Here is a 19,525-nt window from a genome sequence, read left to right as displayed (position 1 = left end):
AACGATAGACAGTCTTGTCGTGTCGCGCTTTTTGGCTAAAAGCCGGTTTTATTTCTACTGCAGACAATGTTGCCATCCCTCGTTAGTTGACGAGTTGACGTCGGTCAACATACCCGATGCCCAACTGTGCTTGCACAAACAGGCTTGCTTCGAACATGAAATCCCTGGCCGTGACTGAACTAACGAACCTTGCGGGGTCATGCTGCAACAGGGACTTACAAAGCCATTGCTTGAAAGAGTGACGCGGTCGAGATAGAGGTCTTCTGACGTTTTTGCCTGCGCCTGACGTGGTCAGGTTTTTTGCAGCAAACGAAGGGCATCTATTGCCCTTGTTTTTTGAGGACGATGAATGAAACAGGCACCTGTGTTGCTTCTGGCGTTGTTGTTTATAGTGTTGACGGGCTGCACGACGTCGCCACCGAAAGATCAAAACAACCTTTGCAACATCTACCGTGAATATCCCCGCTGGTACGAAGACTCGGTGGACATGCAGAAAGAGTTTGGCACGCCCCTGCATGTGGCCATGGCGATCATGAAACAGGAAAGCAGCTTCGTGGCGGATGCATTGCCGCCACGCGATTATTTGCTCTGGGTGATTCCTTGGGGGCGCGTCAGCTCGGCTTACGGCTATGCACAGGCTCAGGACCCCGTCTGGGGCGAGTACAGGAGTGACACGGGCAATGGCGGTTCGCGCGACAGCTTCGACGACGCGATCATGTTTATCGGCTGGTACGCCACGGGCACACGCCGCCAACTCGGGATCTCGCAATGGGACACCTACAATCAATATCTGGCTTACCACGAGGGACGTGGTGGCTACAGCCGCAACTCCTATCGCAGTAAACCCTGGCTGATGCAGGTCGCACGCAAAGTGCAGCAGCAGTCGGAGGTATACAACGCTCAACTCAAGACTTGTCGCCAGGAACTGGAAGTCGAACGCAATAGTTGGTTTTAACGGCAAAAAAATCCCCGCCTCTCCTGGGGGAAGAGGCGGGGCAAAAAGTACACATGGTGAAGTAGGTCAGCCTCCTCAAATGCAGATTGGGCCGCATTTGAAGCGTCCGTTAAAGGTGTCACCTGTTAGCCTCACCCTGGCCGACCCGCTTCGAGGTGTATTTAAAGCGGCGACTGGCGAATTATTGAAATCAATAATTATCAAAAAAGAATATGCGAAGGCCTGTAGGCAACCATCACAGATTTACGATTGAGCAATTGGGAATCAGCGCACCCCAACTTTGGGGATTTTCCACGTTTTGGGGCGCACGTTCAGGCGAAGGAGAGTCGTTACAGGAACGCTGTAATCATGCCCAAATCCAGTTCCAACATGAACTGAGTAAGCGTGGCGAGAAAGCCCGTTATTACAAAAGAGGCAAAAGCAAGGTGCTAGCCAACTATCAGTAGAGGCGGGTGGTCAGGACGGTTCCAATATCCGTTTGTCGATGCTGGCCGGAAGGTGGTGTGGCGCATTGATCCGGCCTTCGAGCCTGCTCACGAACGCCAGTGCTTGCGCATAGCTGCGAAATTCGACGCACCACTCGTTCATCCACACATTCCAGGCCTCTGGCTTGCTCGCCTTTTCGATTTTTATCAGCATCCTGGAATCCCTCCATGTTTTGGTTTAGCCAATTAGAGGACCATTTAAAGCCGAGAACGGAGGGCGTCGGGAAATCAATAATTATCAAAAAAGGATTTTTGCGGAAGGAGGGCGGGCTTTGCACGCGAGTGGCGCGTTCGCTCGGATGGCGTCCGGATCAAGGGTTTGCGGGCAAACCCTTTTTTGTTCCGGCTGCATTGTTTCTATCTTGATTGCCGGCTGCCTGATTCTTCTCAGGACGCTGGCCCAGCCTTGCGCCGGTCGTTGCCGTCCGGATTGCCGAGGTTGATCAGTCGTCTTTCCAGCAGCACGTTTTCCAGTGCCTGACGATCTGACGGGTTGAGTTGATGTTCTCGTTCCTTGAGTTCAAGCAGGATCGGGCTGGACCACTGGCGATAGGTTTGCTCGGCAGTACGATTGGGTGTCATGGGTTCCTCCTTGATCAGGCTCCTGCCAATGAAGGTGCGGCGATTCGATACGCAAGAGACCCTAGCCGACGAACCTTGTTCTCGCCAATGCGTTACGTCGGACGTCCGTTTTGCCAAATCCCTGTGGCCACCGTGCGATGCACGTAGTCACTGAAATCCCGGGCGGGGCGCCCCAGCAAATGACGCGTCAAACAACCGACCGAGGCTATCTCGACTTCCAGTGTCCGCCGCCGGTTTCACAATCGATTCTGGCCTGGGCCAGGTGTTCAGTGTCGTAGTAGTACGTAATGATCTGGGCGTTGTTGGGGATGTTGGTCGAGCGGCTGTTTTTGTCTTTGCTAATGGACCGTGGGTTGGCCAGGGCTTCTTGCGTCAATGTGCCCAGGCAAGTCGCCTGATAGTGATCGGGGCACTGTCCGACGCTGTTCTTGGTGGTGCTGAGCATCTCCTTGCTCTCGTTGCTGCACGACCAATTGATCGAATCCTGCGGCATACCCTCGAACTCATAGCAGGAATGGGTTTCGATCGCCGGCACGGATGCGCTCTCGGCGCGGGTGACCACATCGCATCCTTGAGCCAGCGCCAGAGCCGGGCTCAACAGGGCGATGAGCATCAAGATTTGGCTGTTCATGTCTTTTCACTCCGATTGAGCCCTGGCGCAGGCCAGGGCTCATGGATATCGAAATTCCGTCGAGTGTTTGCTGACTGCAACTAATGCCTAAACGAAAGCCTGGTGAGTAAAACCCCGTGGCAGGCGTTGCAAGCCGGCCATAGCGGTCAGTCGCTCGGTCCAAGCCGAACGCCAGTTAATGGCAGTGTGCACGGCTTTGGCCTTGCGGGCTGCGCGGCGGGCAGCGTTGCGTTCGGTCTTGCGAGCTTCCTTGAAGGCCTCGGTGTTGCGGCAACTCCTGCATTTCACGCGTTTGAGTTCGCGGGTTGATACGAGGGTGGTGCCTTTGTGACCACAGGCCAGTTGTCCGCCGATTTTGAAGTGAGTGACCATTGAAACGTCTCCTTGGTGACGTGTGATCGGTTGACCCCACGCGAGCGGCGACGTTCGATTCCATTAGAGGTGGGAAGTATTAAGGCGCCAGGTCGGGATTTTTTCAGGAGGGAAATTTGGCAGGCAGCCCAAAGGATCGGAGACGTCGCCGTCACCGATCACGCTGCTCGAATCGGGCCTTTGCTTGCACAGTCACTCCGCGACAGATCATCTGAACCGAGGCAGTGGCCGATCGGCAGGCTTGAGAGACGACAGCGTATGCCGGATCAGCGGCGTGTCCTTCTCGATGTCGTTCAAGCGATCACGAATTCTGAGGGCAGTGGGGTGTCCGCCTTGATGATCGACCCAATCGGCGATCTCCTTGCACGCCGCTGCCAGGCGCGCCTGACGGGAGTCCAGCAAGGTGAGCAGGGTGGTGATGGACTCTTTTTCGGACATGGGAAACACCTCCGTTCAAGACATCTGGTGTGTCAGCAAAGAGCCCGCGTGGAGCGAGCTTTCTGCCGTTGGGGTCGCTGATCCTTCAGCCATTTGAGTATAGACCCGTTAAAAAAGGCTGGCAGTCGTCAAATCTGGCGAGCTGTCACGTGTGATTTTGCGTTCAATTGCCGGCAAACACGCAGCGCGTCTTCTTCAACATCGTAGCCGTCGCCGATGAACCCTTGGGTCCGGGTATCGGCGATGCGGTACCAGACGCAGGCATCGGCAGGCGAGTGACCACTTTCTCCGGCGCGGCGACCATGGATGATGATCTTGTTGCAACGCTTCACGACGAAAATGTCTTCCATGGCGTGTCCGTAGTCGATTCGTGTTCAGATCAACTATAGAAGCCCTTGGTGATCGTGCAAAAAATAGACAGGTCAATTCGTCGGTTCAGAAACCGCCAGCGTACCTTCGAGGAATAACGCCAGGCCGACTTCTTCAGTCGACAGCCCCTTGCGTGCGCGAGGGCTGCGCAGTTTGGCCAGCTCGCCCAGCAGGAAGCCGTCCAGCACGGCCGGGTGGATATAGCACTTGCGGCACACCGCCGGCGTGTTGCCCAGTTGCCGGGCCACGTTCTTGACCATTTCCACCACGTGTCGCTTGGCCTCCGATTCCGGCTCCCAGTGCAGCTTGCGCAACATGGCCAGGGCCAGGACGCTGCCTGCCCAGGTGCGGTAGTCCTTGGCGGTGAAGTCGGCGCCAGTGAGCGTTTGCAAATAGCTGTTGATGTCGGAAGAACTGACGGTGTGCCGCTCACCGTTTTCATCGAGATACTGGAACAGGTTTTGCCCGGGGATTTCCTGGCAGCGCTTGATGATCCGCGCCAGGCGCCGGTCCTTTACGGTGATCTGGTGTTCAACGCCGCTTTTGCCGCGGAACTGGAACAGGATGGCGCTGCCGTTGATTTCGACATGACGGCTGCGCAAGGTCGTCAGGCCATAGGAGCGGTTGTCCCGGGCATACTGGCTGTTGCCGATACGGATCAGTGTCGAATCGAGCAGGGTGATGATCGTGGCCATGACTTTGTCGCGACTGAAGCCCGGTGCCGCCAGGATCGCTTCCAGCTGTTTGCGCAGCTTCGGCAAGGCCAGCCCGAAGTCACGCAGGCGCAGGTATTTGTCGGCGTCGCGTACTTCTCGCCAGCGCACGTGGTACCGGTATTGTTTGCGCCCTCGGGCATCGCGGCCGGTAGCCTGCAAATGCCCGCGTGGATCAGCACAGATCCACACCTCGGTATAGGCCGGCGGCACCGCCAGTGCGTTGAGGCGTTTGATTTCGTCCGGGTCGGTAATGCGCTGGCCGTTGGGCTCGAAATAGGCGAATTTTCCGCGTAGCTTCCGACGGCTGATTCCCGGCTGGGTGTCATCGACATAATGCAGATCACGCGGCAAAACTTCGGACATGGCGATCATCCCGGACAAGGGTCATTACAGCCATTGACCCCGTGCCGGTGCAGTCGTGCCGCCGGATTTATGCCAGCACCGCGACCGCTTTGATTTGTGCCCAGAGTGGCTGGCCAGGATGGATGTTCAATTGGTCGCGGGAGTAACGCGTGATCCGCGCCAGCAAAGGCGTGCCCGCGGCGTCCAGGCGAATCAGCACGTGGGCGGCGTTGTCAGCATTCATTTCACTGACAACGGTGACCGGCAGGCGATTGAGAATGCTGCTGTGTTCGGCATTGTGCAGGCTCAAGCTCACGTCCCGCGCCTGGACTTTGCAACGCAGTGCCTGACCTATCTCCATGAGTGTGTGTGGAACACGAATGTCGAGGTGGGTGTCGGGTAACCGCAGGCTCAACAATTGATAGTCAGCGTCATAGGCGCTGACTTGCCCTTCAATCACCACGCCGGCGTCATCGCCCATCGCCAGGGGCAAGTCGAGGCGTGCCAGGGTCTGGCCGATCGGGCCGCTGGCCAGGGCCTTGCCGCTGCTGAGCAATACGATATGGTCGGCCAATCGCGCGACTTCATCCTGGGAATGGCTGACGTACAGCACCGGGATGTCGAGTTCGTCGTGCAAGCGTTGCAAGTACGGCAGGATTTCACTTTTGCGCTGGGCGTCCAGCGCGGCCAGTGGCTCGTCCATCAACAACAGTTTCGGGCTGGTGAGCAAGGCGCGGGCCATGCCGACGCGCTGCCGTTCGCCACCCGAAAGGTGTTGTGGGTGCCGGTCGAGCAGATGGCTGATGCCCAACAACTCGGTGGCGTGGGCCATGTCGACCCGACGCTGCGACTTGGGGATACGCTTGAGTCCAAACTCAAGGTTGGCCAGCACTGACAAATGGGGAAACAGGCTGGCCTCCTGGAACACGTAGCCCAGTGCGCGCTTGTGCGGCGCGACGAACACGCCGTTTTCGCTGTCTTGCCAGACTTCGTCGTTGACCTGGATAAAGCCCTGATCGGCCCGCTCCAGGCCCGCGATGCAACGCAGGCAAGTGGTCTTGCCCGAGCCGGAATGACCGTACAGCGCCGTGACGCCGCGGCCTGGCAGTTGCAGGTCGACGTCCAGCGCAAAGCCTGGGTAGTCCAGTTTCAGGCGCGTAAGAATCATCGGTCAGCTCCAGTCTGCTTTGGTTTTTCGGCTGGAGTACAGCGCCAGCAACACGACAAACGAGAACACCAGCATCGCCCCGGCCAGCCAATGGGCCTGGGCGTATTCCATGGCTTCGACGTGATCGTAGATCTGCACCGAGACCACGCGGGTTTTCTCGGGGATGTTGCCACCGATCATCAGCACCACCCCGAATTCGCCGACGGTGTGGGCGAAGCCGAGAATGGCGGCGGTGGTGAAACCGGGGCGGGCCAGGGGCAGGGTTACACTGAAAAACGTGTCCCAGGGATTGGCCCGCAGCGTCGCGGCCACTTCAAGCGGGCGCGTGCCGATGGCGGAAAATGCGTTTTGCAGCGGCTGGACAACAAACGGCATCGAATACAAAACCGAGCCGATGACCAACCCGGCAAAACTGAACGTGAGGGTGCCAAGACCGAGCGATTGGGTGAACTGGCCAATGAACCCGTGAGGGCCGAGCGCCAGCAACAGATAAAAGCCAATCACTGTCGGTGGCAGGACCAGGGGCAGGGCGACAATCGCCCCGACCGGGCCGCGCAACCAGGAGCGGGTGCGCGACAGCCATAACGCAATCGGAGTGCCGACAATCAGCAGGATGACGGTCGTCAGGGACGCCAGTTTCAGGGTCAGCCAAATGGCGGAAAAATCGGCACTTGATAGCGACATTTAGATTTCGTAGCCGTAGGACTTGATAACGGCTGCCGCTTTCGGCCCCTTGAGGTAGTCAACCAATGCTTTGGCGGCCGGGTTGTCTTTGCCCTTGTTTAGAATCACGGCGTCTTGCTTGATCGGGTCGTGCAGGCTGGCTGGAACGATCCAGGCCGAACCGCTGGTGATCTTGCCGTCCTTGTAGATCTGCGACAGGGCGACGAAACCCAGTTCGGCGTTGCCAGTGGAAACGAACTGATAGGCCTGGGTGATGTTCTGGCCTTCAACGATCTTGTCCTTGACCTTGTCGGTCAGACCTTCCTTGGCCAGCACCTGGGTGGCTGCCATGCCATAAGGTGCGGCTTTGGGGTTGGCGATCGACAGGTGCTGGTACTCATTCTTTTTCAGCACGTCGCCCTTCGCATCGACGTAGCCTTCCTTGGCCGACCACAGTGCCAGGGTGCCGACCGCGTAGGTGAAGCGCGAACCCTTCACGGTGTCGCCTTCAGCCTCGAGTTTTTTCGGGGTGCTGTCGTCGGCGGACAGGAACACGTCGAACGGCGCGCCGTTTTTGATCTGGGTGTAGAACTGGCCGGTGGCACCCAAGGAGGTGACCAGTTTGTGCCCGGTGTCTTTTTCGAAATCAGCGGCGATGGCCTGGATCGGCGCGGTGAAGTTGGCAGCGACCGCCACCTGGACTTCGTCCGCCTGGGCCGAGCCGAAGGTGAAGACAGCGAGAAGGCTCACCAGGCAAGTGGGGGCAAAACGTGAGGCACGAATGGTCATGAAACGGCTCCGTTAAAGGCAAATGCAGCAGGGGGTGATTCGTTATGTACCGAAATATATAGCGATTTGCCCTTAAACGGAATGTGCTGTCACAAAATTGTATACAACTTTAACGCTGGTGGCGCTCAGGTGCGACGCAGCAGCCTCGCCAAGCCATCCTCGGCTAATTGCCGAGTGAGGGCTGCGGTGCTCAATTCGACCCCGAGGGTGAACGCCTGGCCGGCCCAGAGGTTGCTGAAATCCGCTTCATCCTTGGCTCGCAATGGCATCAGTGCACCACCGGCCAAGGGAAACGCTGGTGCCTGAGCGCTCATCGGCCCGAGTTCGCGCATCACCCGATTGAGAATGCCCCGGGCCGGGCGGCCGGTGAATACGTTGGTGATCGCCGTCTCGCTTTCTTTGGCAGTGCGCAACGCTGCGTGATGAGACGCGCTGACCTTGGCCTGCGGCGTGAACAGATACGCCGTCCCCACTTGCACCGCCGAAGCCCCCAGCATGAACGCCGCAGCGACGCCGCGTGCGTCTGCGATGCCGCCGGCGGCAATCACCGGCACGCTGACCGCATCGACAATTTGCGGCACCAGGGCGAACGTGCCCACCTGACTGTTCAGGTCATCGCTGAGAAACATCCCGCGATGGCCCCCAGCCTCGGAACCCATGGCGATAATTGCATCGCAGCCATGCTGCTCCAGCCACACGGCTTCGGCGACGGTGGTGGCCGAGGACAGCACTTTTGCACCGGTGGCCTTGACTCGATCGAGCAGGGCTTTTTCCGGCAGGCCAAAGTGAAAACTCACGACTTCGGGGCGAAACGCTTCGACCACTTCGCAAGCCGCGTTATCGAACGGCGCGCGGTTGGATACCGGGGTTGGCGCATCAAAATCGACGCTGAGTTCCTGGTAGTAGGGTTGCAGCAGGTGTTTCCAGGCCTGAGCGCGTTGCTCATCCGCGGCTGGCGGTTGATGGCAGAAGAAATTGACGTTGATCGGGTGCCGGGTGTGCTGGCGGATGGTGTTCAGTTCGTCGCGCAGTTGATCGGTGCTGAGCATCGCCGCCGGCATCGAGCCCAACCCGCCGGCATTGCACGCAGCAATGACCATGGACGAATGGGTAGCACCGGCCATCGGCGCCTGAATGATCGGCAACTCTATGCCGAGCAGGTCGAGAATGCGGGTATCTGGCCATGGGTTCATGTGCTGTGCTCTCCGACATTGTCCGGGCAGGGACGGTAGAACTGGCTTTGTAACGCAAACGACTGGCGCAAGGCCAGTCGTCTTTTCCGCCACCGTCCCCGTCGGCTCCCTCGACAAGGCAGTGTATTGCGGTGCTTCAGGGCTGCGAAAAAAGCATAGCCACCGTCAATCAAAACGCACGGCGCTTTGCCCGATTGGCTTAAAGTCGAGTACGGCAAACGGTTGCCATGTGTTATTTCAATCGTACCACCACCAGACTGATTCCATTGAGAGGCCGTAATGTTCAAGGGCATTTTGATCGACAAAGACGACAGCGGTTACCGGGCCACCCTGCAAGAGATTGAGGACGATCAGCTGCCTGACGGCGATGTCACGGTGCGCGTGGCGTACAGCACGCTGAACTTCAAGGATGGCCTGGCGATCACCGGCAGCAGCCCGGTGGTGCGTAAATTTCCGATGGTACCCGGCATCGACCTGGCCGGTGTCGTCGAAGTCAGCGAGCATCCGGACTACAAGGTTGGCGACCAAGTGCTGCTCAATGGCTGGGGCGTTGGGGAAGGGCATTGGGGCGGTCTGGCGCAAAAGGCACGCCTGAACGGTGAGTGGTTGATTCCGCTGCCCAAGGCTTTTACCGCAGCCCAGGCGATGGCCATTGGCACCGCGGGTTACACGGCGATGCTGTGCATCCAGGCGCTGGAACACAACGGCGTGAAGCCCGAGCAGGGTGAGATTCTGGTGACCGGCGCCAACGGCGGCGTCGGCAGTTTCGCCATCGCCTTGTTGAGCCGACTCGGTTACCGGGTGGTCGCCTCCACCGGGCGTACCTCGGAGCACGACTACCTCAAGCAACTGGGTGCCAGCGACATCATCGATCGAGCCACGCTGTCCGAGCCAGGCAAGCCGTTGGCGAAAGAACGCTGGGCGGCGGTCATCGATTCGGTCGGCAGCCACACCCTGGCCAACGCCTGTGCCAGCACCAAGGCCAATGGTACCGTCGCCGCCTGCGGCTTGGCCCAAGGCATGGACTTCCCGGCCTCGGTAGCACCGTTCATTTTGCGCGGCATTACCCTGGCCGGCATCAACAGCGTGACTCAGCCCAAGGCCAAGCGCGTGGAGGCCTGGAACCGCCTGGCGCAGGACCTGGACATCAACCTGTTGCCACTGATCAGTCATGAAATCGGCTTGATCGATGCCATCGAAGCCGCGCCGCGCTTGCTGGCCGGGCAATTGCGCGGGCGCGTGGTGGTGGATGTGAATCGCTGATCACGGCGCTTCGCGTTCCAGCAACTGGCGTTTACGCTCGACACCCCAGCGATAGCCCGACAGATTGCCATCGCTGCGCACCACCCGATGGCACGGGATCGCCACCGCCAGGCTGTTCGCGCCGCAGGCTTGGGCCACGGCACGAACAGCTTTTGGCGCACCGATGCGCTGGGCGATGTCGGCGTAACTGGCGGTGCTGCCCACCGGAATTTCCCGCAGGGCTTGCCAGACACGCTCCTGAAACGCTGTGCCACGTACGTCCAGCGGCAAATCCAGGCCAATCGCCGGTGCTTCGATAAAACCGACCACTCGGGCAATCAGTTGCTCGAACTCATGGTCGGCACCGATCAGGTTGGCGCGGCGAAACTTGTCTTGCAGGTCCTGGACCAGTTGGTGCGGATCATCGCCCAGCAAGATCGCACAAACCCCGCGCTCACTCTGCGCCACCAGAATCGCCCCCAACGAACACTGGCCGACGGCAAAACGTATGTCGTTGTTTTGCCCGGCGGCGCGGTAGTCCGTAGGTTTCATGCCCAGCAGTTGGTCTGCCGCTTCGTAAAACCGGCTGTTGGAGTTGAACCCGGCGTCATACAGGGCATCGGTCACTGAACCACCATCCGCCAACCGCTCGCGGACCTTGCGTGAACGATGCGCATCGGCGTAGCCCTTGGGTGTCAGGCCGGTGACGGCTTTGAACACGCGGTGGAAGTGGAAGCTGCTCATACCGGCGGCCTCGGCCAATTTCGCCAAGGCAGGCAACGACTCTGCACTTTCGATCTGGCGGCACGCGGCGGCCACGGTCGCGGCATGTTGCGCGGCGAGTTCGCTCTGGTCTTTGGTGGCCCGTTTGCTCGGCCGATAACCCGCCGCCTGGGCCTGTTCGGCGCTGTCGAAGAATTCGACATTCTGTGGCTTGGGCAAGCGCGCCAGGCTGCTGGGATTGCAGTAGATGCCAGTGGTTTTAACCGCATAGACAAACTGCCCGTCAGCCCTGGGATCGCGGGCGACGACTGCGGCCCAGCGGGGATCGTTTTCGATGGTGATCTTGCTCGATTGGGGGGTCATGGCGTCATGTCCTTTGAGGGGGTGCCTGCACATTAACCACGGAGCAGTTCCCATACACTCCGGTGCTTGCGGTCAAATTCAGGTTAATTGTCCGGCCGTACGGAAGGTGAAATTGATGCGCTGCTCGCCCAGTTTCGGGTGATGGCCGTCCTTGATCGGCAACACGCCGTGATAACGCAGGCGATCGACGCCACCCCAGACCACAATGTCGCCATGCAGCAGGGGAATGTGCTGGCTCTTGTCGCTGCGTTCGAAACCGCCGAACAGGAACATCGCGGGCAAACCCAGCGATACCGAAACGATGGGCGCGGCGTAGGAATGTTCGTCTTTATCCTGATGCAAAGACATTTTTGCCCCAGGGATATAGCGATTGATCAGGCAGGAGTCAGGCACAAAGTCACTGAATCCCGCCGCCTGCGCCGCCGCTTGAGCCAGCAGGAAAAATACTTCGGGCATCGCCGGCCAGGGCTGGCCGGTCTGGGGGTCGTGGCGGGTGTATCGATAACCGCGACGGTCGGTGGTCCAGCCGAGTTCACCGCAACTGCTCAGGGCGACCGACATGGTGAAGCCGCCGGGCGTGACCATCTGCCGAAACGGCGCGGCTGCCAACACAACCTCCAGGGCAGGTAGCAAACGTTCCAGCCAGGGCAGGGCGAAGCCTCGCAGTACGTAGGACTGTTCGCCGATCTGTTCGCACCGGGGTTGCTGCTCGGGCTCAGCATCGGCAAACAGATCGAAGGTCAGTGGATTCATGGGTTCAAGACGCATCGTGAAAAATGATTCCAAGGGTATGCCGTTTGCCGCTGTGCAGGCGACTGACGCCGTGGCGCAGGGTCACGCGGTAGTAGCCGCGAACACCTTTGACCGGCCGCTGGTTGACGGCAAAGATCAGCCCGTCACCTTTCTTCAGGCCGATGACCATCGGGCGTGACTGCATCCGCGGGCGCTGTTCGGTGAGGACAAATTCACCCCCCGTGAAATCTTCTCCCGGGTCTGACAGCAAAATCGCCACTTGCAGTGGGAAAACATGCTCACCGTATAGATCCTGATGCAAGCAGTTGTAGTCCTGCGGACCATATTGCAGCAACAACGGAGTAGGACGGTTCTGACCGGCGGCATGGCAACGGTTGAGGAACGCCTGGTGGGTTTCAGGAAATTGAACCGGCGTGCCCATCTGTTTTTGCCAGCGATTGGCGATCGGCACCAGCCGCGGATAGAGCGTACTGCGCAACAGGCCCACAAGATCCGGCAAGGGATAGCCGAAGTACTTGTACTCGCCCCGACCGAACCCGTGGCGCGCCATGATCACCTGCGAGCGAAACAGCTCCGCCTGGGGATACCAGGCGCTGACCCGGCCGCAGGCGTTGTGGCTCAGTAACGACGGGATCACGGTGTAACCGTCCTGATCCAGCTGTTGTTCCAGTTGCAGCCAGTCCAGCCTGTCCAGATAGTGCTCGCTCATTGCCGGGCCTCTTGTCTTCGAGGTGGCAGTCTAGAGGGCAACCATCAGGCAAGCACTCCGGTGCTTGCTGTGGAATTTTGAGCGCCTGGCGACGTCCATTGTCATATCGGCTGGCGTTACAGCGCTTTGCTGACGCTGATTTCGCTAATCACGTCGTCCTGCCCATGAATGGCATCCAATGCGGCCTTGGCTTCTTCAGCGGTGCCGTTTTCAAGCTGGGCAAATTCGAAGCGGCGCTCGCCGTTGAGTTTGTATTTGATGACGTACTTGGTCGTTTGGGCCACGGTTGTATCTGCCTGTCTGTTGCGTCGGGTGCGTTGCTCAGCTGAGTTTGGTGCTGGAGCGGCGAATGATCTTGATCGAATGTGTCAGGGTCGGTTTGCGGGTCACGCTGATGGCGCGGCGGTTGACCGTGTCGATCGTGATGTTCCAGAACCCGGTGCTCGGCGCGGTAATGCGGGCCGGAAAGGTGTCGAATGCGCCGCCGTGATAGGTGTGACGACCGCCATTTTTAAAGCTGCGAAAGTTGGCGTCATTCATCAAACGGATGTTGCACATTTGCGAGCATTGAATGACGACGATGTCGTCTTCATTGAGGTGCTCGCGCTGGTGAATAAATTTCATGAGGCGCCTCCAGAAGGGCTTTTTCTACAAAATCAAAACGATGGCATGGGCGATTGGCGCAGTTTATCAGCCCGAACGCCTTATTATCCGGCTGTGAAGGCCCGCTTTGGCAATTTTCAACGCTTATTTCACTCTTGATGAGCGATAAAGCCATTGTCTCGGAGAAAAATCGACCCAGCGCTGTCCGAGGGTCTTTATTGGAGGTTTCGTATGAAGTGGGGTTTTTGGGTACTGGCGATGGCATTGGCGATGAATGGTTGCGCGAACGTCACGCAAATCAACGAGACCTTGCCGACAATGAACGTGATTTCTGGCAAGAAACCCCACGAATATGCGCAATGCCTCAGCGACAAACTGGCGGAAAGTCGCGGCCCCTTGCAGATTGAACCGCACAAGGATGGCTTGCGTGTGATCGTGCCGCTGAAGTTTTCCTCGGGGCCGTCTGCGGTGTTCGACATTGAAGAGCGTTCTGGCGGTAGCAGCATCAAGCTGCACGAGAGCATGTCCAACGTCCCGGTGCGGCCGAAGGACGTACAGAATGCTGCCAATGAGTGCATTTCCGGCTGATAGACTGTCGACCATCAGCACCGACGCCGCCCTGGCCTTGCCTGGGCGGCGTCGTCATTTCTGGAGTCGAACATGAAGCGAGAGCAGGTCCGAGAGCGCCATGCAGAGGGACAAATCTGTGCGACGCACGTGATTCAGAACCCGGCGGACCGGGGAGAGTGGATCGTTTTTTTCAAGAAAAGCGCCGGGCGCAGCTACTTCCTGGTGGATGACAACGACGAAGTCGAGTCTTTCGGCAAACTTGACGAATTGATCGAAACGCTACGCGGGCTCGGGATCAAATTCGCCGAAATTCACCTGTAGCGTCGGGCGCCTTACTTACAGACCACCACCACGCTGCGGCCCTTGTAGTTGCCAACATCGGCGCCCAGGGTCTTGTCGCTTTCCTTGAGGGGCGGCGTGCGATCGGTGCCAACAATCCGGTAGCCGGTGCCTGCGCAAGAGGCGTCGGCTTTTTCGTAGCAATCGGCCCAGGAGTTCGCTTCGCCGGAGCAATCGATGGTCAGGCCTTGCTCGCCGTTGTTCAGGTAGGTTTCTTCCGACGTTGCACAGCCGCTCAGGGCCAATACCGCTAGCAAAGGCAAAATCTTTTTCATGGCTTGATCATCGTCAGGGGGAGGGCAAAGGCTGTGACAGCGCCGGATTGAAAAGGTTATAGCCATGGGCCACTTCTTTTCAGGCAAGCATAAAAAAGCCCTGTGCAATGACAGGGCTGTTCGAAACGGGCGTCGGTCAGTTCTTGTCCTTGCCGCGTCGCTTGGGTTCCGGGTGCTCCAGTTCCAGCACAGAAGCCACTTCGATGGCCAGGGCTTCGGACGGGAACGGGCCAGCGATGTTTTCACCGGCAACACTGGCCACCCACCATTGACCGTCCTTGACCTTGTTGATCAGGAAACCGTTGACGCTTTTTGCTTCCGACATCTATTTGCCTCGTTGTCTGGTTCAATCGCGCCATGATACCGCCAAACGTACTCAACGGGTGCCGATGGGTATAGGGTGGTTCATTGAACGCATTAGAAAACCGTGCATTTGTGCAAGTCTCTGCTATGCATAAGGGGTTGCGTACTCACCTGTGCAACCGGCAGGGAACTATCGGCAAGAATAATTCTCTATGTTGGCATCAGTTAGCCAGCGCGGGGCATTGTAAGGTGCTCGCGGCCTGATTAGACTGCGCCGAAACTCGTACACACAGCCCTTTCAAGGACTTATATGATCAAGAAATGCTTGTTCCCAGCAGCCGGTTACGGTACTCGCTTCCTGCCAGCGACTAAAGCCATGCCCAAAGAAATGCTGCCGGTGGTGAACAAGCCACTGATCCAGTACGGCGTCGAAGAAGCCCTGGATGCCGGCTTGACCGAAATCTCGATCGTCACCGGTCGTGGCAAGCGCGCCCTGGAAGACCACTTCGACATCAGCTACGAGCTGGAAAACCAGATCAAAGGCACCGACAAGGAAAAATACCTGGTCGGCATCCGCAAGCTGCTGGATGAGTGCTCGTTCTCCTACACCCGCCAGACCGAAATGAAAGGCCTGGGCCACGCGATCCTTACCGGTCGCCCACTGATCGGTGACGAACCGTTCGCCGTGGTACTGGCGGACGACCTGTGCGTCAACCTCGAAGGCGACGGCGTACTGACCCAGATGGTCAAGCTGTACAAGCAGTTCCGCTGCTCGATCGTGGCCATCCAGGAAGTCGACCCGCAAGAGACCAACAAGTACGGCGTCATTGCCGGCGAGATGATCCGCGACGACATCTACCGCGTACACAGCATGGTTGAGAAGCCAAAGCCGGAAGATGCACCGTCGAACCTGGCGATCATCGGTCGCTACATCCTGACCCCGGACATCTTCGACCTGATCGAACAGACCGAGCCAGGCAAGGGCGGCGAAATCCAGATCACCGACGCCCTGATGAAGCAAGCCCAGAACGGCTGCGTGATGGCGTACAAGTTCAAGGGCAAGCGTTTCGACTGCGGTGGCGCCGAAGGCTACATCGACGCGACCAACTTCTGCTTCGAGAACTTCTACAAGACCGGCAAGGCTTACTGATAGCCAATCACCCGGGTTGTACTGAAAAGCCACCTTCGGGTGGCTTTTTCATTTTCCGGCCCCATATCGATTGCAGCGCTTGCCCCACAAATGTCTGCGGGTATGCTGGTGGCCTGCCGAGGAGATTGAAAATGGCCTACGATTTTGACCTTTATGTGATTGGCGCCGGTTCCGGCGGTGTGCGGGCGGCGCGATTTGCAGCCGGGTTTGGCGCGAAAGTGGCTGTGGCCGAGAGCCGCTACCTGGGTGGCACCTGTGTGAACGTCGGCTGCGTGCCGAAAAAACTGTTGGTCTACGGTGCGCACTTCGCTGAAGACTTCGAGCAAGCCTCCGGTTTTGGCTGGACCCTGGACGAGGCGCAGTTCGACTGGCCGACGCTGATAGCCAACAAGGACCGCGAGATCAACCGCCTGAATGGCATTTATCGCACCCTGCTGGTCAACAGCGGCGTGACCTTGCATGAGGGGCACGCGAAGATCGTCGATCCGCACACGGTCGAGATCAATGGCGAGCGCCATAGCGCTAAAAACATCCTGATCGCCACCGGCGGCTGGCCGCAGATTCCGGAGATTGCGGGACACGAACATGCCATCAGCTCCAACCAGGCGTTCTTCCTCAAAGCGCTGCCCAAGCGGGTGCTAGTGGTGGGCGGGGGCTACATCGCGGTCGAGTTCGCCGGGATCTTCCACGGTTTGGGCGCCGAGACCACTTTGTTGTATCGCGGCGAACTGTTCCTGCGTGGCTTCGATGCTGCCGTGCGCAAGCATCTGCAGGAAGAGTTGACCAAGCGCGGCATGGACCTGCAATTCAATTCCGATATCGAGCGCATCGACAAGCAAGCTGACGGCAGCCTGAAAGTCACCCTCAAGGATGGTCGCCAACTGGAAGCCGATTGCGTGTTCTATGCCACGGGTCGTCGTCCGATGCTGGACAATCTCGGGTTGGAAAATACTGGGGTCAAACTCGATAAGAAAGGCTTTGTCGAAGTCGATGAACTGTACCAGACCGCTGAGCCATCGATCCTGGCGCTGGGCGATGTGATTGGTCGTGTGCAGTTGACGCCGGTTGCGCTGGCAGAAGGCATGGCGGTGGCGCGACGCCTGTTCAAGCCAGAGCAGTATCGTGCGGTGGACTACAAGATGATCCCGACGGCGGTGTTCAGCCTGCCGAATATCGGCACCGTCGGTTTGACTGAGGAAGAGGCACGTGAAGCCGGCCACGAGGTGCAGATCTTCGAAAGCCGCTTCCGGCCGATGAAGCTGACCCTGACCGAATGCCAGGAGCGCACGCTGATGAAACTGGTGGTGGACGCCAAGACCGACAAGGTTCTGGGTTGCCACATGGTCGGTCCGGACGCCGGTGAAATCGTCCAGGGCCTGGCGATTGCCTTGAAGGCTGGCGCCACCAAGCGCGACTTCGACGAAACCATCGGTGTGCACCCGACGGCCGCCGAAGAGTTCGTCACCCTGCGTACACCGGTCGCTCGTTAACCTTCCTTCGCTGCGTCTGCCGCTGCCGCCAGGGTGGCGGCCAGACGTACGCGTTCTTCCAGGTCCGTCCGGGTCTTGGCCAAATCGATTTCCAGTGACTTGTTGATCAGCGACTGCTCATCGACGTTCTGCTTGAGCGCCTGACTTTCCAGCAGGGCAACGCGCAAGCGTTCCTGGAGGAGGGTGCGCTCGCCGTCGACGCGGGTGGTTTGCTCCAGTAACTGGTCCTGGCGCACATGGCTTTGCTTGAGTTGTTCTTGCAGCAGGCTCAACTCGCGCAGGGTGCCGCGGTTTTCAGTCAGCAGGCGTTCGTTGTCGCGGTGCAGTTGGGTGATTTCGTCCTGGCGTACCAGTGCGCTTTGTTGTGCCTGGCGCAGTTCCATCTGCAGTTGCTGAACCTGGCCTTCGTGGCGACTGATTTCCTGTTCGCGCTGCTCCTTGACTGCATTGCGGTAGTGCTCCAATGCGTCGCGCGCGTGCAGGTGCTTCTCTTCAAGGGAGCGGATCTGCTCGTCCTTGTCCTTCAGGCGCAATTCAAAATCGGCCAGCGCCTGATTCAGCCCCGCATTGCGGGTCTGCTCCGTTTGCAGCATGGCGCGGGTGTCTTGCAGGGCCTCGGATTCCTGCGTCAGCGCCAGGCTCTGAAATTCATATTGCTGGTGAAGTTCGCTATTGGCTTCTTGTGCCTCAGTGAACTGGATTTCCAGCGCCTTGCGTTGCTCTTCATATTGCGAGCGCGCCTGGTCGATGGGCTCTTGCGCCTGTTCCTTGAGCCTTTGGGCGAGCCGCGCCACCAGCGCCATCAGTTCGTCGTCGATGGGCGCTGCTGGCGCTTCGCTGGGTTCGTTCCGGTCATCGAGTTCCTTGAGGTAACGATGAATCGTGGTTTTCGAGCCGGTATTGCCCATTTCGATGCGTACGGCATCGATGCTGGGGTTTTCGCCGCGAGCGAGGATTGCCAATCGTGCGGCTTGAACCACCGCTTTATTTACACCGCCGCGTGCCATGAGATCTCCAGGGATTTTGAATAGTGGTACGTACCACGAAAATAAACATTGTACCATTTGATAAAAAAAGTTAAATACTGAATGTAATTAACACGGGATATACTGGTATTACCCCGTGTGATAGCCGTTTAAAGGTATTCCGCCGGCTCATTCGGTACACAAACCCTGTAGGAGCGAGCCTGCTCGCGAAAACCCGATAGCGCCGTGTGCCACCTGCCTATACGCGTCATCGTTAACGACCTTCGCGATCAAGCTTGCTCCTACAACTGACTGTCAAAACAGGTTCATGACCATGACTGAGCTGGATCGTTACCTGCAAGCGGCGACGCGCGACAACACGCGCCGCAGTTATCGTGCGGCCATCGAGCACTTTGAGGTCACCTGGGGAGGGTTTCTCCCGGCCACCAGCGACAGCGTGGCGCGCTATCTGGTGGCCCATGCCGGCGTGTTGTCGATCAATACACTGAAACTGCGCTTGTCGGCGTTGGCGCAATGGCACAATAGCCAGGGTTTTGCCGACCCCACCAAGGCGCCGGTGGTGCGCAAAGTGTTCAAGGGCATCCGTGCGCTGCATCCGGTGCAGGAGAAACAAGCCGTGCCCCTGCAACTCCAGCATCTGGAGCAAGTGGTCAGTCGTCTGGCGCTGGAAGTGCAAACCGCCAGGGCCGAAGATGACCGCCCGGTCTTGCTGCGTGCCAGGCGCGACATGGCGCTGATCCTGGTGGGTTTCTGGCGCGGCTTTCGCAGCGACGAGTTGTGCCGGCTACAGGTTGAGCACGTACAAGCCAATGCCAATTCTGGCATCAGCCTCTATCTGCCACGCAGCAAGAGTGATCGCGATAATCTGGGCAAGACTTACCAGACACCGGCATTGCAGCGTTTGTGTCCGGTACAGGCTTATATCGACTGGATTACTGAGGCTGCACTCGTGCGCGGGCCGGTGTTTCGTGGCATCGACCGCTGGGGCAATCTGGGTGAGGAGGGGTTGCACGCCAACAGCGTGATTCCACTGTTGCGCCAGGCATTGCAGCGCGCGGGCATTGCGGCCGATCTCTACACCAGCCATTCCTTGCGCCGTGGCTTTGCGACCTGGGCACATCAGAGTGGCTGGGATTTGAAGTCCTTGATGACGTATGTGGGTTGGAAGGACATGAAGTCAGCCATGCGCTACGTCGAGACCCATCCATTTCCCGGCATGGCGCGTCTCGCAGAAAAGTCTGTGGGCCTCTAGAGATCGTTTTCTTCTATTAATACTGTCGGCTAATAGCGAAAGCCAATCAGCGGCATCAGGTTTG

General features: G+C 58.5%; 26 protein-coding genes. 7 read left to right on the top strand and 19 right to left on the bottom strand.

The genetic code is table 11. The annotated features are described in order from the left end of the window. The first annotated feature begins 349 nt into the window (after positions 1-349). Positions 350-955, top strand: coding sequence for a hypothetical protein (locus J1D76_RS26640; RefSeq protein WP_421141308.1), 606 nt, complete (start codon positions 350-352; stop codon positions 953-955). Between the two features lie 456 nt (positions 956-1,411). Here J1D76_RS26640 and J1D76_RS26635 read toward each other — a convergent pair whose 3' ends face one another. From J1D76_RS26635 to J1D76_RS26585, 11 genes are all read right to left on the bottom strand, one after another. Further along, positions 1,412-1,594 carry a hypothetical protein gene (locus tag J1D76_RS26635; RefSeq protein ID WP_421141306.1) on the bottom strand — a complete coding sequence of 61 codons (183 nt, stop codon included), beginning with the start codon at positions 1,592-1,594 and terminating at the stop codon, positions 1,412-1,414. A 233-nt stretch (positions 1,595-1,827) separates the two neighbouring features. Further along, positions 1,828-2,022, bottom strand: coding sequence for a hypothetical protein (locus J1D76_RS26630; RefSeq protein WP_421141304.1), 195 nt, complete (start codon positions 2,020-2,022; stop codon positions 1,828-1,830). Positions 2,023-2,227: 205 nt separating this feature from the next. Next, the gene (locus J1D76_RS26625) at positions 2,228-2,653 is read right to left on the bottom strand and encodes a hypothetical protein (protein WP_421141303.1); all 426 of its coding nucleotides are present in this window, start codon (positions 2,651-2,653) and stop codon (positions 2,228-2,230) included. Between the two features lie 87 nt (positions 2,654-2,740). Further along, positions 2,741-3,025, bottom strand: coding sequence for a hypothetical protein (locus J1D76_RS26620; RefSeq protein WP_421141302.1), 285 nt, complete (start codon positions 3,023-3,025; stop codon positions 2,741-2,743). Between the two features lie 207 nt (positions 3,026-3,232). Further along, positions 3,233-3,463: a hypothetical protein gene (locus J1D76_RS26615; protein WP_421141300.1), complete on the bottom strand. Its 231-nt coding sequence runs from the start codon at positions 3,461-3,463 to the stop codon at positions 3,233-3,235. Positions 3,464-3,591: 128 nt separating this feature from the next. Then, positions 3,592-3,813, bottom strand: a complete 222-nt coding sequence (locus J1D76_RS26610) for a hypothetical protein (protein WP_421141299.1) — start codon at positions 3,811-3,813, stop codon at positions 3,592-3,594. Positions 3,814-3,885: 72 nt separating this feature from the next. Further along, positions 3,886-4,911, bottom strand: coding sequence for a DNA topoisomerase IB (locus J1D76_RS26605; RefSeq protein WP_421141298.1), 1,026 nt, complete (start codon positions 4,909-4,911; stop codon positions 3,886-3,888). A gap of 67 nt (positions 4,912-4,978) precedes the next feature. After that, complete coding sequence (modC, locus tag J1D76_RS26600; RefSeq protein ID WP_421141297.1) at positions 4,979-6,058, bottom strand: molybdenum ABC transporter ATP-binding protein; 1,080 nt, start codon at positions 6,056-6,058, stop codon at positions 4,979-4,981. A gap of 3 nt (positions 6,059-6,061) precedes the next feature. Next, positions 6,062-6,742 carry a molybdate ABC transporter permease subunit gene (gene modB, locus J1D76_RS26595; RefSeq protein WP_421141296.1) on the bottom strand — a complete coding sequence of 227 codons (681 nt, stop codon included), beginning with the start codon at positions 6,740-6,742 and terminating at the stop codon, positions 6,062-6,064. After that, positions 6,743-7,510, bottom strand: coding sequence for a molybdate ABC transporter substrate-binding protein (modA, locus tag J1D76_RS26590; RefSeq protein WP_421141295.1), 768 nt, complete (start codon positions 7,508-7,510; stop codon positions 6,743-6,745). A gap of 125 nt (positions 7,511-7,635) precedes the next feature. Further along, complete coding sequence (locus tag J1D76_RS26585; RefSeq protein ID WP_421141294.1) at positions 7,636-8,703, bottom strand: NAD(P)H-dependent flavin oxidoreductase; 1,068 nt, start codon at positions 8,701-8,703, stop codon at positions 7,636-7,638. Positions 8,704-8,982: 279 nt separating this feature from the next. Between J1D76_RS26585 and J1D76_RS26580 the strand changes: the two genes are divergently transcribed. After that, positions 8,983-9,966 carry an MDR family oxidoreductase gene (locus tag J1D76_RS26580; protein WP_421141293.1) on the top strand — a complete coding sequence of 328 codons (984 nt, stop codon included), beginning with the start codon at positions 8,983-8,985 and terminating at the stop codon, positions 9,964-9,966. On the opposite strand, the gene ada is transcribed toward J1D76_RS26580, so the two are convergent. The 5 genes from ada to J1D76_RS26555 form a co-directional block, all read right to left on the bottom strand. Beyond that, on the bottom strand, positions 9,967-11,031 hold the full coding sequence (gene ada, locus J1D76_RS26575; protein WP_421141292.1) for a bifunctional DNA-binding transcriptional regulator/O6-methylguanine-DNA methyltransferase Ada: 1,065 nt from the start codon (positions 11,029-11,031) through the stop codon (positions 9,967-9,969). It abuts the gene before it with no gap. Between the two features lie 78 nt (positions 11,032-11,109). After that, entirely contained in the window at positions 11,110-11,799 is a 690-nt protein-coding gene (alkB, locus tag J1D76_RS26570) for a DNA oxidative demethylase AlkB (RefSeq protein ID WP_421141291.1), read from the bottom strand. Beyond that, the gene (locus J1D76_RS26565; protein WP_421141290.1) at positions 11,789-12,493 is read right to left on the bottom strand and encodes a 2OG-Fe(II) oxygenase; all 705 of its coding nucleotides are present in this window, start codon (positions 12,491-12,493) and stop codon (positions 11,789-11,791) included. The genes alkB and J1D76_RS26565 overlap by 11 nt, the downstream gene beginning before the upstream one ends. A gap of 116 nt (positions 12,494-12,609) precedes the next feature. Continuing rightward, entirely contained in the window at positions 12,610-12,777 is a 168-nt protein-coding gene (locus J1D76_RS26560; protein ID WP_007985513.1) for a hypothetical protein, read from the bottom strand. A 37-nt stretch (positions 12,778-12,814) separates the two neighbouring features. Then, positions 12,815-13,117, bottom strand: a complete 303-nt coding sequence (locus tag J1D76_RS26555; RefSeq protein ID WP_007912251.1) for a DUF1883 domain-containing protein — start codon at positions 13,115-13,117, stop codon at positions 12,815-12,817. Between the two features lie 210 nt (positions 13,118-13,327). Between J1D76_RS26555 and J1D76_RS26550 the strand changes: the two genes are divergently transcribed. Then, positions 13,328-13,684, top strand: coding sequence for a hypothetical protein (locus J1D76_RS26550; RefSeq protein ID WP_421141289.1), 357 nt, complete (start codon positions 13,328-13,330; stop codon positions 13,682-13,684). A gap of 72 nt (positions 13,685-13,756) precedes the next feature. Further along, complete coding sequence (locus J1D76_RS26545) at positions 13,757-13,987, top strand: hypothetical protein (RefSeq protein WP_421141288.1); 231 nt, start codon at positions 13,757-13,759, stop codon at positions 13,985-13,987. 11 nt (positions 13,988-13,998) lie between these two features. Here the strand turns inward: J1D76_RS26545 and J1D76_RS26540 are convergent, their stop codons facing one another. Together J1D76_RS26540 and J1D76_RS26535 are read right to left on the bottom strand one after the other, a co-directional pair. Beyond that, the gene (locus tag J1D76_RS26540) at positions 13,999-14,280 is read right to left on the bottom strand and encodes a hypothetical protein (protein ID WP_421141287.1); all 282 of its coding nucleotides are present in this window, start codon (positions 14,278-14,280) and stop codon (positions 13,999-14,001) included. Positions 14,281-14,416: 136 nt separating this feature from the next. Then, complete coding sequence (locus J1D76_RS26535) at positions 14,417-14,605, bottom strand: hypothetical protein (RefSeq protein ID WP_103393192.1); 189 nt, start codon at positions 14,603-14,605, stop codon at positions 14,417-14,419. A gap of 288 nt (positions 14,606-14,893) precedes the next feature. Between J1D76_RS26535 and galU the strand changes: the two genes are divergently transcribed. Beyond that, positions 14,894-15,733, top strand: coding sequence for a UTP--glucose-1-phosphate uridylyltransferase GalU (gene galU / locus J1D76_RS26530; protein ID WP_003182953.1), 840 nt, complete (start codon positions 14,894-14,896; stop codon positions 15,731-15,733). 131 nt (positions 15,734-15,864) lie between these two features. Further along, a complete protein-coding gene (gene gorA / locus J1D76_RS26525; RefSeq protein WP_421141286.1) occupies positions 15,865-17,223 on the top strand; it encodes a glutathione-disulfide reductase in 1,359 nt (452 codons plus the stop codon). Here the strand turns inward: gorA and J1D76_RS26520 are convergent. Then, positions 17,220-18,230, bottom strand: coding sequence for a DNA-binding protein (locus J1D76_RS26520; RefSeq protein WP_421141285.1), 1,011 nt, complete (start codon positions 18,228-18,230; stop codon positions 17,220-17,222). The genes gorA and J1D76_RS26520 overlap by 4 nt on opposite strands. A gap of 292 nt (positions 18,231-18,522) precedes the next feature. Here J1D76_RS26520 and J1D76_RS26515 point away from each other — a divergent pair, with 292 nt between their 5' ends. Next, entirely contained in the window at positions 18,523-19,461 is a 939-nt protein-coding gene (locus tag J1D76_RS26515) for a site-specific integrase (RefSeq protein WP_421141284.1), read from the top strand. Positions 19,462-19,525: the final 64 nt, after the last annotated feature.

This window comes from Pseudomonas sp. NFX15, from assembly GCF_049132105.1.
In the GTDB taxonomy this organism is placed as follows: domain Bacteria; phylum Pseudomonadota; class Gammaproteobacteria; order Pseudomonadales; family Pseudomonadaceae; genus Aquipseudomonas.
The sequence above is the reverse complement of the archived record's forward strand: the minus strand, read 5'-3'. Positions and strand labels throughout refer to the sequence as shown.